The following is a 16,777-nucleotide window of genomic DNA, read 5'->3' as shown; positions in this document are numbered from 1 at the left end:
GCCCGAAATGGCGATGACCCCGCCGGCTGGCCTCGGCACCCGCGTCAGTCGATACCGTTGCTGCCTTCCGGCCCTGGCGGGGTTTTCGACCTAGCGTCGCGAGGGGCCGACGGGGCCACCATGGAATCTTGCGGTGAATCTGGCGGAGAGAGGGGGATTCGAACCCCCGAAGCGCGGTTTAGACGCTTACACACTTTCCAGGCGTGCTCCTTCAACCACTCGGACACCTCTCCGCACCTGGGTCACGCAACCCCGAGCGCGGCATCCGGCCGCCAACAGGGCCGCAAATTCTAGCGGTCGCGGGGGCTGTGGACAAGGGCGACGCCGCGGTCGCGGATACGTGGCGGCCCCGGGCACGGGCCGTCTGGACGGGCGTGGCACAATGCCCCGAGCCGGTCCGGCGGCCCGCCCGGGGCCGCCCGACGCGCCGGCGCCGCAGACCACGCAGCAACCAGGGATCCCGATGTCCTACCTCGTCCTCGCCCGCAAATGGCGCCCCCGGCGCTTCGCCGAACTGGTCGGGCAGGAACACGTCGTGCGCGCGCTGACCAACGCGCTCGACACCGGCCGGGTGCACCACGCGTTCCTGTTCACCGGCACCCGCGGCGTCGGCAAGACCACCATCGCGCGGATCTTCGCCAAGTCGCTCAACTGCGAGCGCGGCACCTCGGCCGAGCCCTGCGGCGAGTGCAGCGCCTGCCGCGACATCGACGCCGGCCGTTTCCTCGACCTGCTGGAGATCGACGCGGCCAGCAACACCGGTGTCGACGACGTCCGCGAGGTGATCGAGAACGCCCAGTACATGCCGTCGCGCGGGCGCATGAAGGTGTACCTGATCGACGAGGTGCACATGCTCTCCAAGGCGGCGTTCAACGCGCTGCTGAAGACGCTGGAGGAGCCGCCGGGGCACGTGAAGTTCCTGCTGGCCACCACCGACCCGCAGAAGCTGCCGGTGACGGTGCTGTCGCGCTGCCTGCAGTTCAACCTCAAGCGGCTGGACGAGGACCAGATCACCGGCCAGGTCAACAAAATCCTCGCGGCCGAGGGCATCGTCGCCGAGCCGGGCGCGGTGCGCCAGCTGGCCCGCGCCGCCGACGGCAGCCTGCGCGACGGGCTGTCGCTGCTGGACCAGGCGATCGCCTACACCGGGTCGGGCACCGCCGGCGGGGGGCTGACCGACGCCGCGGTCGCGGCCATGCTCGGCACCGTCGACCGCACCCGCGTCGGCGCGTTGCTGCAGGCGCTGGCCGACGGCGACGGCGAGGCGCTGATGGCGGAAGTCGCCGGGCTGGCCGAGTTCTCGCCGGACTGGTCGAGCGTGCTGGAGGCCCTGACCGACGCGCTGCACCGCGTGCAGGTGCGCCAGCTGGTGCCGGCCGCCGCGAACGAAGCCGAGGGCGTGGACCTCGACGGGCTGGCCGACGCGTTGCGGCCCGAGCTGGTGCAGCTGTGGTACCAGATGGCGCTGCACGGCCGCCGCGACCTGCCGCTGGCGCCGAGCCCGCGCGCCGGTTTCGAGATGGCGGTGCTGCGGATGCTCGCGTTCCGTCCGGCGGGCGGGGAGGGCGTGCGTGCTGCCCCGTCGCGGAGCGATGCCCGGCGCGAGGCGACCGGTGCGCCGGCGGCTGCCGCGGCCAGCGCCGCTGAGCCGCACGGATCGACCGGTGGCCCGGCTGCCGGCATGGAACCACCGGCGGTTGCGACGCCCGCCCGGGAGCATGTGCGTGAACCGGTGCGGATCGCGGTATCGGAACCCGAACCCGAGCTGGAGCGGGAACCCGCATCGAAGCCGGCCGCAGTCGCAGTCCCGGCCACGCCCACGCCACCTTCGCCGCCGGCCCCGTCCACCCATGCCAACGCCAACCCCGGCCTCGACACCGCCGACGACTGGCTCGACTGGGTCGCCCGCAGCCCGCTGCGCGGCCCCGCGCGGATGCTGGCCGAGCACGCCGGCTTTGTCGGTTGCGGGGACGGCCTGCTGCGCCTGAGCCTGTCGGCCGACGACGAAATGCTGAAGCTGCCTGCGCTGGTCGACGACATCGCCGAAGCGCTCACGCCGCTGTTCGGCGCCCGCCCGCAGCTGCGTTTCGAAAGCGCCGGCGCGCCGTCCGAATCCCTGCGCCAGCGCAACGAGCGCGCGCGCGACGAACGCCAGGCCGCGGCCGAGGACGCCTTCCTCGGCGACCCCGAGGTGCAGCGCCTGATCCACCAGCACGGCGCCCGCCTTGTGCCGGACTCGATCCGGCCCCACGACGCCTGACGCACCTTTCAATCCGAACCGAGTAGACGACATGCGCGGAAACATCGCCCAACTCATGCAGCAAGCGCAGAAGATGCAGGAAAACATGCAGCGTGCGCAGGAAGAACTGGCCAACATCGAGGTCACCGGCAACGCCGGTGGCGGCATGGTCAGCGTGACCCTGACCGGCCGCATGGAGTGCCGCAAGGTCCGCATCGACCCCAGCGTGATCAGCGACGCCGAGATGACCGAGGACCTGGTCGCCGCCGCGATCAACGACGCGGTCAACAAGGTCAACGCCGCCTCGCAGGAGAAGATGGGCGCGGCCACCGCCGGCATGCAGCTGCCGCCCGGGATGAAGATGCCGTTCTGATCGGCGCCGCGTCGCGATGACCTCGCCCCTGCTCGAACAACTGGTCGAAGCCTTCCGGGTGCTGCCCGGGGTCGGCCAGAAGTCGGCCCAGCGCATGGCCTACCACGTGCTCGAACGAGAGCGCGCCGGTGGCCGGCGGCTGGCCGATGCGCTGGCCGCGGCGGTCGAGAAGATCGGCCACTGCGCGCGCTGCCGCGACTTCAGCGAGGACGAGGTCTGCGCCACCTGCGCCAGCGCCGCGCGCGACGTGCACCAGCTGTGCGTGGTCGAGACCCCGGCCGACCGCCTCGCGATCGAGCAGGCGACCGGCTACCGCGGCCTGTACTACGTGCTGCAGGGCCGGCTGAGCCCGCTCGACGGCATCGGCCCGGGCGAACTCGGGCTCGACCGCCTGGGTGCGCGGCTGGGCGAGGGCGAGGTGTCGGAGATGATCATCGCCACCAACCCGACCGTCGAGGGCGAGGCCACCGCGCACTACCTCGGCCAGCTTGCGCGCCAGCACGGCGTCCGCCCGAGCCGGCTGGCCCACGGCGTGCCGCTGGGCGGCGAGCTCGAATACGTCGACCGCGGGACCCTGTCGCACGCCTTCGGCACCCGCAGCGAAATGACCTAGCGCCTGGTAGGAGCGACGTGAGTCGCGACCCGCCGAGCGCCCGAAACGATGTACAGGTCGCGACTGACGTCGCTCCTACAACAAGGCACACCACCACGGAGCCGGCCATGACCATCTTCGACCAGATCATCCGCCGCGAGATCCCCGCCGACATCGTCTACGAGGACGAGCACCTGATCGCGTTCCGCGACATCGCCCCGCAGGCGCCGGTGCACGTGCTGTTCGTGCCGAAGACGCCGGTCGCCACGCTCAACGACCTGAAGCCCTCGCAGGCCGAGGTGGTCGGGCGGCTGGCGGTCGCCGCCGCCGCGTACGCGAAACGGCAGGGCTTCGCCGACGACGGCTACCGCGTCGTCATGAACTGCAACGAGCATGGCGGGCAGACCGTGTTCCAGATCCACCTGCACCTGCTGGCCGGCGCGCCGCTGGGCCGTTTCGGCACGCCGGCGCGCGGCGGCGAGGCGAGCTGAGCTTCGCACCCGGTTCAGCCGGGCCCGGTTCTGCTGCTTGCCGCCCCCATCCCCCTCATACAGACTCCCGGCATGACACTTCGCCTGACGATTCCCCGGCTCACGGCCGTCTTCCTCGTGCTGGCCCTGTCGGCCTGCGGCTTCCACCTGCGCGGCGCGATGGCGCTGCCGTCCAACCTCGACCCGGTGAAGGTGGTCTCGACCGACCGCTACAGTCCGCTGGCGGCGACGCTGGCCGAGGCGCTGACCCGCGCCGGCGCGACGCCGGCCACGGCCGCGACCGAGAACCCGGCGGTGCTGGAACTGCTGGCCGAGCGCTGGGGCAGCACCCCGGTCAGCGTCGACGAGCGCGGCCGCGCGCAGGAGTTCAGCCTGCGCTACGCGGTGGTGTTCGAGCTGCGCAACGGCGACGGCACGCTGCTGGTACCGCGCCAGAACATCGAGCTGTCGCGCGACTACATCTCGGTCCCGGAAGCCTCGATCGGCACCGAGGGCGAGCGCGACATCCTGGTGCGCGAGATGCGCCGCGAGATGGCGGCCTCGGTGCTGCGCCGGATCGACGCGGCCTCGTCCGAGGGCGGCGTGGTCGGTGCCGACAAGGTCTTCATCGAACTGACCGATGCTGCCGAGGCGGCGATGGAGGCGGCCAACGCGATGCCGCTGCCGGGCGCCGACCCGGTGCCGGACGCGGAGCCGGCACCCGCCGCGGAACCCGCGCCCGAGCCGGCGCAGGACGACCCCCAGCCGGCGCCCGAGCCCGTCCCCTGAGATGGAACTGAAGCCGGAACAGCTGGCGGCCCAGCTCGAGTCGGGCCCGCTGCTGCCGGCCTACCTCGTCGCCGGCGCCGAGGCGCTGCTGGTGCTGGAGGCCGCCGACGCGGTCCGGGCCGCCGCGCGCGCGCAGGGCATCACCGAGCGCGAGGTGTTCGAGTTCGAGGGCAAGCAGAGCGAGGACGACTGGAACGCGCTGCACGCCAGCCTCGCGGCGCCGAGCCTGTTCGCCAGCCGTCGCCTGATCGAGCTGCGGATCCCGTCGGGCAAGCCGATCAAGCAGGGCGCGCAGATGATCGTCGACTTCTGCCAGTCGCCGCCGGCCGACGTGGTGCTGCTGGTCACCACCACCGAGTGGAGCCGCAAGCACGCCGGCAAGTGGAGCGAGGCGATCGGCAAGGTCGGCCGGGTCGCCGTCGGCTGGCAGGTCAAGCCGCACGAACTGCCCGACTGGATCAGCCGGCGCCTGCACGCGCGTGGCCTGCAGGCCGACCGCGAGGCGGTGCTGCGGCTGGCCGAGCGGGTCGACGGAAACCTGCTGGCGGCCGCGCAGGAAGTCGACAAGCTCGCGTTGCTCAGTGATGGCGGCCGGCTGGATGCGGCGCGGATGGATGCGCTGGTCGCCGACGCCGCGCGCTTCGACGTGTTCCGCGTGCTCGATGCGGCGATGAACGGCCAGCCCGCGCAGGTGGCGCGGATGCTGGCCGGCCTGCGCGCCGAGGGCGAGGCGGTGCCGGCGCTGCTCGGCATGGTGGTGATGGAGCTGCAGCGCACCGCGGCGCTGGCCCGGATCAAGGCCGGCGGCGGCAACCTGTCGGCCGAGTTCAAGGCGCAGCGCATCTGGGACTCGAAGCAGCCGATGTACCAGCGCGCGCTGCAGCGCCACCCCGCCGCGCGCTGGGACGCGTTCGTCTCGCAGGCCGGGCGGGTCGACCGCATCGCCAAGGGCCGCGGCGTCCGCGGCGAGGACCCGGCCGACGCCTGGCTGGCGCTGGAGCGGCTGCTGCTGGCGGTCGCCGAGCCGCGCGCGACCCGGATGCTGGCGCGTGCCTGAGGTCGCCACCGCGACCGCACCGCTGACCGTGTTCTACGGCGGTACGTTCGACCCCGTCCACAACGGCCACCTCGGCGTCGCCCGCCACGCGCGCGACCGGCTCGACGCCACGATCCGGCTGATGCCGGCGGCCGACCCGCCGCACCGCGACACTCCCGGCGCCGGCGCGATCCACCGCGCGCGCATGCTCGACCTCGCCGTGGCCGGCGAGCCGCGGCTGAAGGTCGACCGGCGCGAACTGTCGCGCACGACCCGCTCGTGGACCATCGACACCCTGCAAGGCATCCGCCGCGAGCTCGGCGATGCCGCCCCGGTGGCGCTGCTGGTCGGTGCCGACAGCCTGCTCGGCCTGCCGCAATGGAAGGACTGGCAGGCGCTGTTCGAGTTGTCGCACTTCGTCGTCGCCGAGCGCCCAGGCATCGACCTGTCACCGTCGGTGTTGCCCGGGCCGCTGGCCGGCTGGCTCGACGGCCGCTGGACCGATTCGGTCGCCGCCCTGAACCGGGCGCCGGGCGGCCGAGTGCTGCGGTTGCGGCAGCCGCTGCACGAGGGTTCGGCCACCGCCATCCGCGCCCGCGTCGCGGCCGGGCGGCCGCTGGCCGGGCTGGTGCCGGACGCCGTCGCCGCCTACATCGCCCGTCACTGGCTGTATGCAGGCGGGGCCGCATCCTCGGCTTCGCTATAATCCGCCCCTTGCCCCCGTCCCAGAGCTGCCCTTTGACCACACCCGCCCAAGTCATCAAGACCCGCCTGCCCAGCCCCCCGCCCGCCGTGGAGGACCTGCTGAAAGCGGTGCGCGAAGCGGTCGAGGAGCTGAAGGCGAAGGACACGGTCGAGATCGACGTGCGCGGCAAGAGCAGCGTCACCGATTTCATGGTGGTCGCATCGGGCACCTCGTCGCGCCACGTCAAGTCGATCGCCGACGAGGTGGTGAAGTTCGCCAAGAAGCTCGACGTGATGCCGCTGGGTGTCGAGGGCGAGCGCGAAGCGGAGTGGGTGCTGGTCGACCTGGGCGACGTGGTGGTCCACGTCATGCTGCCGCGGGTGCGCGAGTTCTACGCGCTGGAGCGGCTGTGGACGGTCGGCGACCAGCCGCCGGACGCGATCGACGAGTACGGTGACGACCACCGCGGCGAGACCGACGCCGAAGACGAGCTCTGAGGCTCGCGGCGGACGCAACGACAACGGCGCCCGGGGGCGCCGTTGTCGCATCCGCAACCCGGTAACGCGCTACAGCCGCCCGCGCACCCACGGACCGGTGATCGCGACGGTGATGCCCGGCGACTGGATGTTGACGAACAGCGTTTCCCCGCGCGGGTCCCAGCAGGCGCCGCAGAATTCGCTGCCGCGGTAGTCGCCCTCGTCGATCACCTTGCCCGCATCGGCGATCTGCTGGCGGTGCAGCTCGACGTTGTTCTTGGCGAGGTAGAACGACTCGCCGCCGCGGGTCAGCCCGAGCAGCCGCGAGCCCGGCCCGTAGTGGTCCGGGCTTTCGCCGCCGTCCTCGCACAGCACCACGCCGCCGCGCGGGCTGACGGTGATGTTGTCGGGGTTGTGCGCGGCCAGCTGGTTGCCGCTGGCGAACAGCAGCGACAGGTGCTGGCTGGCGAGGTCGAGCACCCACACCGCACCGTTGCCGCGGCCGCGGCGGCCGCGCGCATCGACCCCGGCCGAGGTGTCGACGATGAACATCTTGCCGGCCGCCTGCCAGATCCCCTCGCCGCGACTCATGCGCAGGCCACCGGCGGCCCAGCCCTGCGCGAACGGGCCGCTGAGGGTGTCGCCCTCGCCGATGTCGGGGAAACCGGCGGGTGCGGGCAGGTTGTCGAGGTCGGGATCGGCGATGTCGACCCATTCCAGCGCGTAGGCCGCACCGGGTTGCGGCACCGTCAGGTCGGCGTTGGGGCGGCCACGCACGCGCGCGGCCTGCAGGCGGCCGCCGTTCTCCAGCGCGCCGTGGCGGTCGCTGCGGTCATTGGGGATGAAGCGGTAGAGGCCGGACTTGTTGCGGTCGTCCTCGGTCAGGTAGACCGCGCCGGTCGATGGATCCACCGCCACCGCCTCGTGGCTGAACCGGCCCATCGCCACCAGCGGTTGGCCGGTGGTGCGCGCGGGGTCGGGATGCACCTCGAACACGTAGCCGTGGCGCCGGCCGCTGGCCGAGACCTGGTTGCTCTTGATCTCTTCGCAGCTGAGCCAGGTGCCCCACGGCGTGGGGCCGCCGGCGCAGTTGACCAGGGTGCCGCCGAGGCTGGCCTCGATGCCTTCCAGCCGGCCCTTGCGCCAGGTCAGGGTGGTGGTGCCGCCGCCGGCGACGCGGCCGCCGCCGAGGTCGCCGGTGTCGTACATGGCCGGCGCGCGGAAGGCCTGGCCGGCACCGCGTTCGTGGTTGCGGATCAGCACCAGTTCGTGGCCGCGTCCGCGCTCGCCGCCGCGTCCGCGACCGTGTCGGCCCGGCGCCTGCGGCAGCACGGCCATGCCGTCGTGGCGGTCGGGGCAGGGCTGGCCGTCGTCCATCAGGTCGCCGGACCAGCCGAAGGACTCGTAGCTGAAACCTGCCGGCAATTGCAGCAGCGCCAGCCCGGTGGCGCGGTCGGCGACGGGTGCCAGCGGGCCGTAGGGGCCGGCGACCGGGCCGGTCCGGATCGGGTGGCCGACGGCGGCGAGGCTCTGGCGCGAATACAGGGCACCGAGGCTGCCGATCGCGCCGACCGCCATCGCGGCGGCCGCGCCCTTGAGCACCTGGCGACGGGGAAGGTCGAGCTGGTCCATCGTGCAACTCCTTGTCGGGGGAGTGCCCGATGCTGGGGGGCGACCGTAACCGGCGGATGACAAACCGTCGCGGCGGCCGGCGCGACCCTGCCGGTACCATGCGCGGATGAAAGCGAAGCTGATCGCAGTGGGCGAGCGCGCCCCGCACTGGGTGGCCGAAGGGTTCGAGGAGTACCGCAAGCGGCTGTCGCACTGGCTGCCGCTGGAGCTGGTGGAGGTCGAGCCGGGTGTGCGCGGCAAGAACCGCGACGTCGCCCGCGCCACCGCCGACGAGGGTGCGCGGGTGCTGGCGGCACTGCCGAAGTCGCCGCTGGTGGTGACGCTGGACGGCCGCGGCAAGCCGTGGAGTTCCGAGCAGCTGGCGCAGCGGCTGGAACACTGGCGTGGCCAAGGCCGCGACCTCGCATTGCTGATCGGTGGCCCCGAGGGCCACGCCGGCGAGGTGCTGGCGCGCGCCGACGAGTCCTGGTCGCTGGGGCCGCTCACCTTGCCGCACATGCTGGTGCGGCTGGTCGCGGCCGAGCAGCTGTACCGCGCCGCGGCGATGCTGGCCAACCACCCGTACCACCGCGCCTGACGTCACCCCGCCGGCCTGTCGCGGGCGGTGTCACACGAATTGGCGGCGCCGCGGCGGTGACCGCGACGCCGCCGCCACCTCACTCCAGCGAGAACGACACCGGCACCCGGCCGATCGCCTGTACCGGCCGGCCTTCACGCACCGCGGGCTGGAACCGCCACTGCTCCAGCACCTGGCGCCGGGCGGCCCGGTCCAGCTCGCGGTCGCCGCTGCTGCCGATCACGTCGACCGTGAGTGGGCGGCCGTCGATGTCGACCAGCACTTCCAGCAGCACCGTGCCCTCGATGCCGGCACGCAGGGCGCGGCGCGGGTAGGGCGGCGGCGGGGCGGCCGCGTAGCGCAGCACCGCGCCGGTCATCACCTCGACCGGCCCGGCCACGGCGGCGTCCCGGGGCGCGACCGCCACCGGCGGCGTCGCCGGCAGGTCGCCCGCCAGCGGTTCGACCACCGGCTGCGGCGATGGCGGCTGCTGCACCCGTGGCGTCGGCGCGGTGGTCGGCCGGGGGACGGTGCGCGGTTGCTCGACCGGCACCGGTACCGGTTCGACCCGCTTCTCCGGCACCGTCGGCAGCCAGTCGACTTCGGTGCGGGTGGTGTCCGGCGTCGGGGCGACGATCCGCAACGGCACCATCAACAGCATCAGCAGCACCACGTTGAGCGCGATCGCGCCGGCGCCGGCGGCGATCCGCGGTCCGTCCAGTCGCCCGGACAATCCATTGCCGCGCGAACGGGAAGCCATTGCATGGGTCATGGTCCACCTCCTCAGTCAGCCGTTGTGGGATGCAAACGTGCGGACGCGGCGGGCGGGGTTGCGGGTGTTGGTTGGTGGAGGAAGTCCCCCGCGCCCACGCCTCGAACCTGCTCCGTACGCATGCGCACGGCAAGCGCGGGCGGAAGAGCGGCGCGCGGGGGACGACGGACGGTCGTCAGCGCCCGAGTTCGAACACGACGTCGAGGTTGACCGACAGCGTGCTTTCGCCGGGCGAGACCGGTGTGCTGGCGTCGGCCTTCTCCATCCGCGCCATCGCCATCATCGGCACCGGCGGACCAAAGCCGCCGTTGCCCTCGCTGATGCTGACGATGCGGCGCACCTGCATCCCCAGTGTCTGCGCGTACATCGCGGCGCGGGCGCGGGCCTTTTCGATCGCGGCGCGGCGGGCCTCGTCGTAGGCGCCCTCCGTGTCGTCGACCTCGAAGGTCGGCCCGTGGATCTGGTTGGCACCGACCGCGACCAGCGCGTCCATGATCTCGCCCAGCTCGCCGATCTCGCGCACGGTGATGTCGACCGTGTTGCGCGCCTCGTAGCCGGTGATGGCCGGGGGCTGGTTGTCGGCGTAGCGGTACTGCGGGCTGAGGTTGACGCCGCTGGTGCGGATGTCGCGCTCGGCGATGCCTGCGTCGCGGATCGCCTTGACCACGCGGGTCATCTGCTCGGCGTTGGCGCGCATCGCGGCGTTGGCGTCGGCGGCCTGGGTCACCACGCCGGTCGACAGGTGGGCGATGTCCGGCACGCGGGTGGTTTCGGCCTGCGCCGACACTGAAAGCAGGGTGCCGTCGGTGCTCATCGCGGCGGCGGGCAGGGACTGGGCGTGGGTCGGCATGGCGGCGGCTCCGAGTGCGAGGGCGGTGGCCAGGGCCAGCGCGCGCAGGCCGTGCGAGGGGATGGAGCGGGTGTTGGGAAGACGCATGAAGGGGTCCTTTGTGGGCGCCGTGAGGGTCTGGCGATCGGGGTGAACGAACCGTGAGCCAGGTCGGGGTTGGGCGGCTTGGCGTCGGCTGGCGCTCAGTCAGTGCGGGTTATGCTTTCGGCTACCTGAACAGTGCACCGGCGACGCGTGGGGGCGGTGTCGCCGGGCCGCATGTCGCGCCGCGCGCATGCCGCCCATCCGATGCCCGCCGTCGCCACCCACCGGACCCGCGACCCGATGCTGTACCTCGCTTCCAAATCGCCGCGTCGTCGCGAACTGCTCGCCCGCCTGGGCGTGGAGTTCGGGCTGATCGACCTCGACATCCCGGAGCAGCGCGGTCCCGGCGAGCCGGCGCGCGACTACGTGGCGCGCGTCGCCCGCGAGAAGGCGCAGGCCGGGCTGGCCGGCGTGGCCGGCGACCGCGACGCGCTGGTGCTCGGTTCCGATACCGAAGTGATCCTCGACGACGAGGTGTTCGGCAAGCCGGCCGACGCCGACGACGCGGCCGCGATGCTGCGCCGGCTGTCGGGCCGCACGCACGAGGTGGTGTCGGCGGTGTCGCTGCTGTCGCACGACGGCGGCCACCATGCGGTCGCGGTGTCGCAGGTGGGTTTCGCCGAACTCGACGACGCGGTGATCGCGGCCTACGTCGCCGGCGGCGACGCCTTCGGCAAGGCCGGCGCCTACGCCATCCAGGGCGTCGCCGAAGCATTCGTCACCCGGCTCGACGGCAGCCATTCGGCGGTCATGGGCCTGCCGATGCGCGAGACCGCGGGGCTGCTGGCGCGGGTCGGTCTCGGGCCGCTGGCGGTGCCGGCATGACGGAGGAGCTCCTGGTCAACGTCACCCCCCGCGAGACCCGCGTGGCGGTGGTCGAGAACGGCATGCTGCAGGAGCTGCACATCGAGCGCGGCTGGCGGCGCGGGGTGGTCGGCAACATCTACAAGGGCCGCGTGCAGCGGGTGATGCCCGGCATGCAGGCGGCCTTCGTCGACGTCGGGCTGGAGCGCGCGGCGTTCCTGCATGCGGCCGACATCGCCCGGCCGCCGCCGGTCGGCAACACCGGGGACGAGGCGGCCGCGCTGCCGCCGACGCCGACGCCGCCGATCGCCGAGCTGCTGCGCGACGGGCAGGAAATCATCGTGCAGGTGGTCAAGGACCCGATCGGCAGCAAGGGCGCACGGCTGACCACGCAGATCAGCATCCCGTCGCGCTACCTGGTGCTGCTGCCGCGCACGCGCGTGGTCGGCGTCTCGGCACGGATCGAGGACGAGGCGGAGCGTGCGCGCCTGAAGGGCCACGTCGCCGCGCTGGCGCCGGCCGGCGAGCAGCACGGCTACATCGTCCGCACCAACGCCGAGTCGCAACCCGAAGAAGCGCTGGCCGAGGACATCGCCTACCTCAGCCGCGCCTGGCAGCTGGTCGCGGAGCGCTCCGGCAACGCCCGTGTCGGCCAGTGCGTGTACGAGGACCTGACCCTGCCGCTGCGCGCCGTGCGCGACCTGATGCGGCGCGACGTCGAGAAGGTGCGGGTCGATTCGCGCGAGACCTGCGACCGGCTGCGCACGTTCGCCGCGCAGTTCATGCCGGCCCTGGCCGAGAAGATCGAACACTACGCCGGCGCCCGCCCGATCTTCGACCTGTACGGGGTCGAGGACGAGATCGGCCGCGCGCTGGACAAGCAGGTGCCGCTGAAATCCGGCGGCTACCTGGTCATCGACCAGACCGAGGCGATGACCACCATCGACATCAACACCGGCTCGTTCCTGGGCCAGCGCAACCTCGAGGAGACCGTCTACCGGACCAACCTCGAGGCCGCGCAGTCGGTGGCGCGCCAGCTGCGGCTGCGCAACCTCGGCGGCATCATCATCATCGACTTCATCGACATGACCGATGCCGAGCACAAGCGCCAGGTGCTGCGGCAGCTGGAGAAATCACTCGCCCGCGACCACGCCAAGACTACGGTGTACGACTTCTCGCCGCTGGGCCTGGTCGAGATGACCCGCAAGCGCACCACCGAGAGCCTCGAGCGCCAACTGAGCGAGCCGTGCCACGAGTGCGGCGGCCGCGGGATGCTGAAGACGCCGGAGACGGTGACCTACGAGATCTTCCGCGAGATCGTGCGGCAGGTGCGGCAGTTCGACGCCGCCCGGCTGCTGGTGATGGCCTCGCCGAAGGTGGTCACGCGCATCACCGAGGAGGAGTCCGCGGCGGTGGCCGAGCTGGAGGAGTTCCTCGGCAAGTCGATCCGGTTCCAGGCCGACGACCAGTACGCGCAGGAGCAGTTCGATGTCGTGCTGCTCTGACCGGACCTGACCGATGACCGCGCTGCGTCGCCACCTGCGCAGGGTCCGCCGGGGCCTGGGCTACACCGTCGCCGTCGTGCTGGTGCTGGTGGCGCTGGTGCTCGGCGTGGCCAGCCAGGTGCTGCCGCTGGCCGAGCGCAATCCCGAACGCATCGCGCAGTGGCTGAGCCAGCGCGCCGGGCGGCCGCTGGCGTTCGACCGGGTGGAGACCGAATGGACCCGCCGCGGCCCGCTGCTGCGGCTGGACAACCTGCGCGTCGGCGCGGGCGATGAGGCCTTCACCGTCGGCGACACCGAGATGCTGGTGTCGATCTACGCCGGCCTGCTGCCGGGCACGCCGCTGTCGGAGCTGCGCGTGCGCGGCCTCGACCTGACCCTGGAACGCACCCCGGATGGCCGCTGGCACGTGCGCGGCCTGCCGGGCCAGCAGCAGTCGGGCGCTGACCCGTTCGACGCGCTGGAGCGGCTGGGCGAACTGCAGGTGATCGACGCCCGGCTGGCGGTGGTCGCACCGCAACTCGGCATCGACACCCGGCTGCCGCAGATCGACCTGCGCCTGCGCGTCGACGGTGACGGGATCCGAGCCGGCGTGCGCGCCTGGCCGGCCCGCGGCGGCAGTGCGAGCGAACCGCTGGAGGCGGTGCTGGAGCTGGACCGCGACAGCGGCGACGGCCGCGTGTACGCCGGCGCACGTGCGGTCGACCTGTCGCACTGGGCGCCGCTGCTGGAACTGATGGGCGTCGCGGCCGACGCCGGTACCGGCCGCGCCGAGGCCTGGGCGACGCTGGACGGCCTGCGCGTGGTGCAGGTGACCGCCGCCGGCAAGCTCGATGGCGTGGTGCTGCGCGGCGCCCCGCTGAGTCCCACGTCGCCGGCGCCGCGCGTGCGGCTGCGGACGGTCGACACCCTCGCGCGCTGGCAGCAGGGCGAGGACGGCTGGCGGCTCGACGCGCCGCGGCTGCAGGTGACCACCGACGACGGCGCGAGCCGGCTCGACGGGCTGCTGCTGGCCGGCGGCGAGCGGTTCGCGGTCCGCTCGCAGCATCTCGACATCGCGCCGCTGGTATCCGTCGCCTCGCTCAGCGACCGGTTGCCGGCCGGCCTGCGCCGCTGGCTGCTGCAGGCACGCCCGCATGCGGTGTTGCGCGAGGTCGAGGTCGCCGGGCGCCGCGACGGACCGATGCGGGCGGTTGCCCGGATCGACGGCTTCGGCTTCGCACCGGTCGGCGACCGGCCGGGCATGCGCGGGCTGGCGGGACGGTTCGAGGGCGACGCCGACGGTTTCCAGTTCGCGCTCGACCCGGCCGCGTCGTGGGTTTTCGACTGGCCCAGCGGATTCGGCCGCGCGCACGCGACCAGCCTCGCCGGCACCGTCACCGGCTGGCGCGAGGGCGACGGCTGGCGCATCGGCACCGACGCGCTGCGCATTGACGGCGACGACTTCGGCGCCACCGCGCGCGGCAGCCTCTGGTGGCAGGGCGATGGCAGCCGGCCGTGGCTGGATGTCGCCGCGACCATCGACGAGACCGCGCTGCCGGTCGCCAAGGGGTTCTGGGTGCGCCACCTGATGCCGGAGACAGTGGTCGAATGGCTCGACACCGCGCTGGTCGCCGGCACCGTGCGCAACGGCCGCGCGCTGGTCTCGGGCGACCTCGACGACTGGCCGTTCACCGGCAACGACGGCCGCTTCGAGGCGACCGCGCACATCGCCGACGCGACCATCCGGTTCCAGCCCGACTGGCCGGCGGCGGAGCAGGTCGAGCTGGAGGCGGCGTTCATCGGCGACGGCTTCGCGCTGGAAGGCAGCGGGGCGCTGGGCGGTTTCGGCATCGATGAACTGACCGCCGGCATCGATCACTACAACGGCGGCCGCCTCGCGGTGGATGCCGACGGGCGCGGCGACGCCGCCCAGCTGGTCAAGGTGCTGCGCGCCAGCCCGCTGCGCGAGCTGCACCCGGAAACCTTCGACAGCGTGCAGGCGCGCGGCCCGGCCGCGGTCGACTTCAACCTGCGGCTCCCGCTGGGCCACGGCGAGGGCATCGCGATCGACGGCGAGGTCGAACTCGCCGGTGCCCGGCTGTCCGATCCGCGCTGGGAGCTGGCGTTCGACCGCGTCAACGGCCGGGCCGTGTTCGACCGCCACGGCTTCCATGCCGATGGCCTGCAGGTGCGTCACGACGGCCGCCCGGGCGTGCTGCGGCTGCGGGCCGGCGAGGGTCATGTGCGGGCGCGCGGCAACGTGTTCGAGGCCGGCATCGAGGCCGATTTCGGCATCGACAAACTGCTCGGCCGCGCGTCGCAACTGGCGTGGCTGGAGCCGCATGTCGACGGGCGCTCGCGCTGGAACGTCGACGTGACGGTGCCGAAGGATTCCACCGGCGACCAGGCCCGCCTGCAGCTGCGTTCCGACCTCGCCGGCACCGCGCTGTCGCTGCCGGCGCCGCTGGGCAAGCCGGCCGGCACGACGCTGGCGACCACCGTCGGCGTGCCGCTGCCGCTGGATGCCGGCGAGGTGCGGGTGAGCCTGGGCCAGCGCCTGGCCGCCCGCGCGCGCAGCGTCGGCGACCGCACCGGCATCCGCGTCGTGCTCGGCAGCGGCCGGGTCGACCAGCCGCCGCCGGCGTCGGGGCTGGTCGCCACCGGCCGCGCCGCCACGCTCGACGCGATCGGCTGGTTGGGCCTGGTCGGCGGTGGTGCGGACGCGGCGACCGGCGGCAGCGGGCTGGCGCTGGAGCGCATCGACGTCACCGCCGACAACCTCCAGCTGCTCGGCGGCGGCTTCCCGGATACCCGTTTGCTGGTGGTGCCTGCGCCGGGCGGCGCCACCGCAGTGCGGACCGAAGGCGCGTCGCTGCAGGGCGAACTGCTGCTGCCGGCGGGCGATGGCGCGGTCGCCGGCCGCTTCGCCCGCGTGCATTGGCGCCCGTCCGACGCGGCCGTGGCGACCGTCACCACCACCGCGACGACGACGCCCGCCAGCGCGGCGACACCGACCGCCGCGCAGGCCGCGACCGCCGGCATCAACCCGGCCGGGATCCCGCCGCTGCTGATCGAGGTCGACGACCTGCGGCTGGTCGACGCCGTGCTCGGCAAGGCCAGCCTGCAGACCCGCCCGACCGCGGCCGGCCTGCGGGTCGAGAAGCTGCACGCCCGCAGCGGCAAGCAGGTGGTCGACATCACCGGCAGCTGGCTCGGGCGCGGTGCCAGCGAGCGCACCCACGTCGCGGCGAAGGTCGACAGCGAGGACTTCGGCCAGTTGCTGGCGGGGCTCGGCCACGGCGGCCGGCTGGCCGGCGGTGAGGGCCAGATGCGGCTCGATGCGGGCTGGACGGGAAGCCCGGCGGAATTCAGCGTCGCCACGCTCGACGGCGACCTGACCCTGGCCGCGCGCGACGGTCGCCTGCTCGAAGTCGAACCCGGCGCCGGCCGCGTCCTCGGCCTGCTCAGCATCGCCGAGCTGCCGCGGCGGCTGTCGCTCGACTTCCGCGATTTCTTCTCGAAGGGCTTCGCCTTCAACCACATCGAGGGGCGGATCGGCTTCGCGCGCGGGCTGGCCCGCAGCGACAACCTGCAGATCGACGGCCCGGCCGCCGAGATCAACATCCGCGGCGCCGCCAACCTGCGCGAGGAAACCTTCAACCAGACCATCGAGGTCCTGCCCAAGACCGGCAACCTGCTGACCGCGGTCGGCGCGATCGCCGGCGGTCCGGTCGGCGCGGCCATCGGCGCGGCCGCCAACGCCGTGCTGCAGAAGCCGCTGGGCCAGATCGGCGCCAAGACCTACAAGGTTACCGGGCCGTGGGAGGAACCCGAGGTCGAGGTGATCAGCCGCGAGCAGGGCCGGCTGTCGGCCGCGCAGGCGGTTCCGGCGGGCTGAGAGGGCGCCGGGCGGGCCGGGAACGGACCGGTTGAAG

At 73.1% G+C, this 16,777-nt stretch carries 15 protein-coding genes, 1 tRNA gene and 1 other RNA gene; 12 read left to right on the top strand and 5 right to left on the bottom strand.

Annotated elements, in window-relative coordinates; all coding sequences use genetic code 11:
* Positions 1-16 precede the first annotated feature (16 nt).
* Positions 17-113: signal recognition particle sRNA small type (ffs, locus tag N799_RS14620), an RNA gene on the bottom strand.
* Positions 114-140: 27 nt separating this feature from the next.
* Positions 141-233: transfer RNA gene (locus N799_RS04375), tRNA-Ser, on the bottom strand.
* 230 nt (positions 234-463) lie between these two features.
* Here N799_RS04375 and dnaX point away from each other — a divergent pair.
* The 8 genes from dnaX (at position 464) to rsfS (ending at position 6,681) form a co-directional block, all read left to right on the top strand.
* Positions 464-2,260 carry a DNA polymerase III subunit gamma/tau gene (gene dnaX, locus N799_RS04370; protein WP_036208444.1) on the top strand — a complete coding sequence of 599 codons (1,797 nt, stop codon included), beginning with the start codon at positions 464-466 and terminating at the stop codon, positions 2,258-2,260.
* Between the two features lie 31 nt (positions 2,261-2,291).
* Entirely contained in the window at positions 2,292-2,612 is a 321-nt protein-coding gene (locus N799_RS04365; RefSeq protein ID WP_036208441.1) for a YbaB/EbfC family nucleoid-associated protein, read from the top strand.
* A gap of 16 nt (positions 2,613-2,628) precedes the next feature.
* A complete protein-coding gene (gene recR / locus N799_RS04360) occupies positions 2,629-3,225 on the top strand; it encodes a recombination mediator RecR (RefSeq protein ID WP_036208437.1) in 597 nt (198 codons plus the stop codon).
* A gap of 107 nt (positions 3,226-3,332) precedes the next feature.
* On the top strand, positions 3,333-3,695 hold the full coding sequence (locus N799_RS04355) for a histidine triad nucleotide-binding protein (RefSeq protein WP_036208434.1): 363 nt from the start codon (positions 3,333-3,335) through the stop codon (positions 3,693-3,695).
* 72 nt (positions 3,696-3,767) lie between these two features.
* Positions 3,768-4,463, top strand: a complete 696-nt coding sequence (locus N799_RS04350) for an LPS-assembly lipoprotein LptE (protein ID WP_238978740.1) — start codon at positions 3,768-3,770, stop codon at positions 4,461-4,463.
* Position 4,464: 1 nt separating this feature from the next.
* Positions 4,465-5,520 carry a DNA polymerase III subunit delta gene (gene holA / locus N799_RS04345; protein ID WP_036208433.1) on the top strand — a complete coding sequence of 352 codons (1,056 nt, stop codon included), beginning with the start codon at positions 4,465-4,467 and terminating at the stop codon, positions 5,518-5,520.
* Positions 5,513-6,205: a nicotinate-nucleotide adenylyltransferase gene (gene nadD / locus N799_RS04340; protein ID WP_238978737.1), complete on the top strand. Its 693-nt coding sequence runs from the start codon at positions 5,513-5,515 to the stop codon at positions 6,203-6,205. Before holA ends, nadD begins: the two co-directional genes overlap by 8 nt.
* Before the next feature lie 32 nt (positions 6,206-6,237).
* Positions 6,238-6,681 carry a ribosome silencing factor gene (gene rsfS / locus N799_RS04335; RefSeq protein ID WP_036208431.1) on the top strand — a complete coding sequence of 148 codons (444 nt, stop codon included), beginning with the start codon at positions 6,238-6,240 and terminating at the stop codon, positions 6,679-6,681.
* Positions 6,682-6,750: 69 nt separating this feature from the next.
* Here rsfS and N799_RS04330 read toward each other — a convergent pair whose 3' ends face one another.
* Complete coding sequence (locus N799_RS04330; RefSeq protein ID WP_036208428.1) at positions 6,751-8,292, bottom strand: alkaline phosphatase PhoX; 1,542 nt, start codon at positions 8,290-8,292, stop codon at positions 6,751-6,753.
* A gap of 106 nt (positions 8,293-8,398) precedes the next feature.
* On the opposite strand from N799_RS04330, the gene rlmH reads away from it, so the two are divergent.
* Complete coding sequence (gene rlmH, locus N799_RS04325; RefSeq protein WP_036208426.1) at positions 8,399-8,869, top strand: 23S rRNA (pseudouridine(1915)-N(3))-methyltransferase RlmH; 471 nt, start codon at positions 8,399-8,401, stop codon at positions 8,867-8,869.
* A 79-nt stretch (positions 8,870-8,948) separates the two neighbouring features.
* On the opposite strand, the gene N799_RS04320 is transcribed toward rlmH, so the two are convergent.
* A complete protein-coding gene (locus N799_RS04320; protein ID WP_081974688.1) occupies positions 8,949-9,620 on the bottom strand; it encodes an energy transducer TonB in 672 nt (223 codons plus the stop codon).
* Positions 9,621-9,795: 175 nt separating this feature from the next.
* Positions 9,796-10,557 carry an SIMPL domain-containing protein gene (locus tag N799_RS04315; protein ID WP_152597808.1) on the bottom strand — a complete coding sequence of 254 codons (762 nt, stop codon included), beginning with the start codon at positions 10,555-10,557 and terminating at the stop codon, positions 9,796-9,798.
* A gap of 237 nt (positions 10,558-10,794) precedes the next feature.
* On the opposite strand from N799_RS04315, the gene N799_RS04310 reads away from it, so the two are divergent.
* Genes N799_RS04310 through N799_RS04300 form a run of 3 tightly spaced genes read left to right on the top strand, consistent with a single transcriptional unit; the run spans position 10,795 to position 16,740 of the window.
* The gene (locus tag N799_RS04310; RefSeq protein ID WP_036208561.1) at positions 10,795-11,379 is read left to right on the top strand and encodes a Maf family protein; all 585 of its coding nucleotides are present in this window, start codon (positions 10,795-10,797) and stop codon (positions 11,377-11,379) included.
* Positions 11,376-12,863, top strand: a complete 1,488-nt coding sequence (rng, locus tag N799_RS04305) for a ribonuclease G (RefSeq protein WP_036208420.1) — start codon at positions 11,376-11,378, stop codon at positions 12,861-12,863. Before N799_RS04310 ends, rng begins: the two co-directional genes overlap by 4 nt.
* A 13-nt stretch (positions 12,864-12,876) precedes the next feature.
* Positions 12,877-16,740, top strand: coding sequence for a YhdP family protein (locus N799_RS04300; protein WP_036208418.1), 3,864 nt, complete (start codon positions 12,877-12,879; stop codon positions 16,738-16,740).
* The last annotated feature ends 37 nt before the right edge of the window (positions 16,741-16,777 follow it).

Origin of the sequence: Lysobacter arseniciresistens ZS79, from assembly GCF_000768335.1 — a bacterium.
GTDB classification, from domain to species: domain Bacteria; phylum Pseudomonadota; class Gammaproteobacteria; order Xanthomonadales; family Xanthomonadaceae; genus Novilysobacter; species Novilysobacter arseniciresistens.
The sequence above is the reverse complement of the archived record's forward strand: the minus strand, read 5'-3'. Positions and strand labels throughout refer to the sequence as shown.

What these genes read in the sequence shown, in the direction of transcription:
- dnaX (WP_036208444.1), top strand. Translation starts at nt 464, where the DNA reads ATGTCCTACCTCGTCCTCGCCCGCAAATGGCGCCCCCGGCGCTTCGCC.
- N799_RS04365 (WP_036208441.1), top strand. Translation starts at nt 2,292, where the DNA reads ATGCGCGGAAACATCGCCCAACTCATGCAGCAAGCGCAGAAGATGCAG.
- recR (WP_036208437.1), top strand. Translation starts at nt 2,629, where the DNA reads ATGACCTCGCCCCTGCTCGAACAACTGGTCGAAGCCTTCCGGGTGCTG.
- N799_RS04355 (WP_036208434.1), top strand. Translation starts at nt 3,333, where the DNA reads ATGACCATCTTCGACCAGATCATCCGCCGCGAGATCCCCGCCGACATC.
- N799_RS04350 (WP_238978740.1), top strand. Translation starts at nt 3,768, where the DNA reads ATGACACTTCGCCTGACGATTCCCCGGCTCACGGCCGTCTTCCTCGTG.
- holA (WP_036208433.1), top strand. Translation starts at nt 4,465, where the DNA reads ATGGAACTGAAGCCGGAACAGCTGGCGGCCCAGCTCGAGTCGGGCCCG.
- N799_RS04330 (WP_036208428.1), bottom strand. Translation starts at nt 8,292, where the DNA reads ATGGACCAGCTCGACCTTCCCCGTCGCCAGGTGCTCAAGGGCGCGGCC.
- rlmH (WP_036208426.1), top strand. Translation starts at nt 8,399, where the DNA reads ATGAAAGCGAAGCTGATCGCAGTGGGCGAGCGCGCCCCGCACTGGGTG.
- N799_RS04320 (WP_081974688.1), bottom strand. Translation starts at nt 9,620, where the DNA reads ATGACCCATGCAATGGCTTCCCGTTCGCGCGGCAATGGATTGTCCGGG.
- N799_RS04315 (WP_152597808.1), bottom strand. Translation starts at nt 10,557, where the DNA reads ATGCGTCTTCCCAACACCCGCTCCATCCCCTCGCACGGCCTGCGCGCG.
- N799_RS04310 (WP_036208561.1), top strand. Translation starts at nt 10,795, where the DNA reads ATGCTGTACCTCGCTTCCAAATCGCCGCGTCGTCGCGAACTGCTCGCC.
- rng (WP_036208420.1), top strand. Translation starts at nt 11,376, where the DNA reads ATGACGGAGGAGCTCCTGGTCAACGTCACCCCCCGCGAGACCCGCGTG.
- N799_RS04300 (WP_036208418.1), top strand. Translation starts at nt 12,877, where the DNA reads ATGACCGCGCTGCGTCGCCACCTGCGCAGGGTCCGCCGGGGCCTGGGC.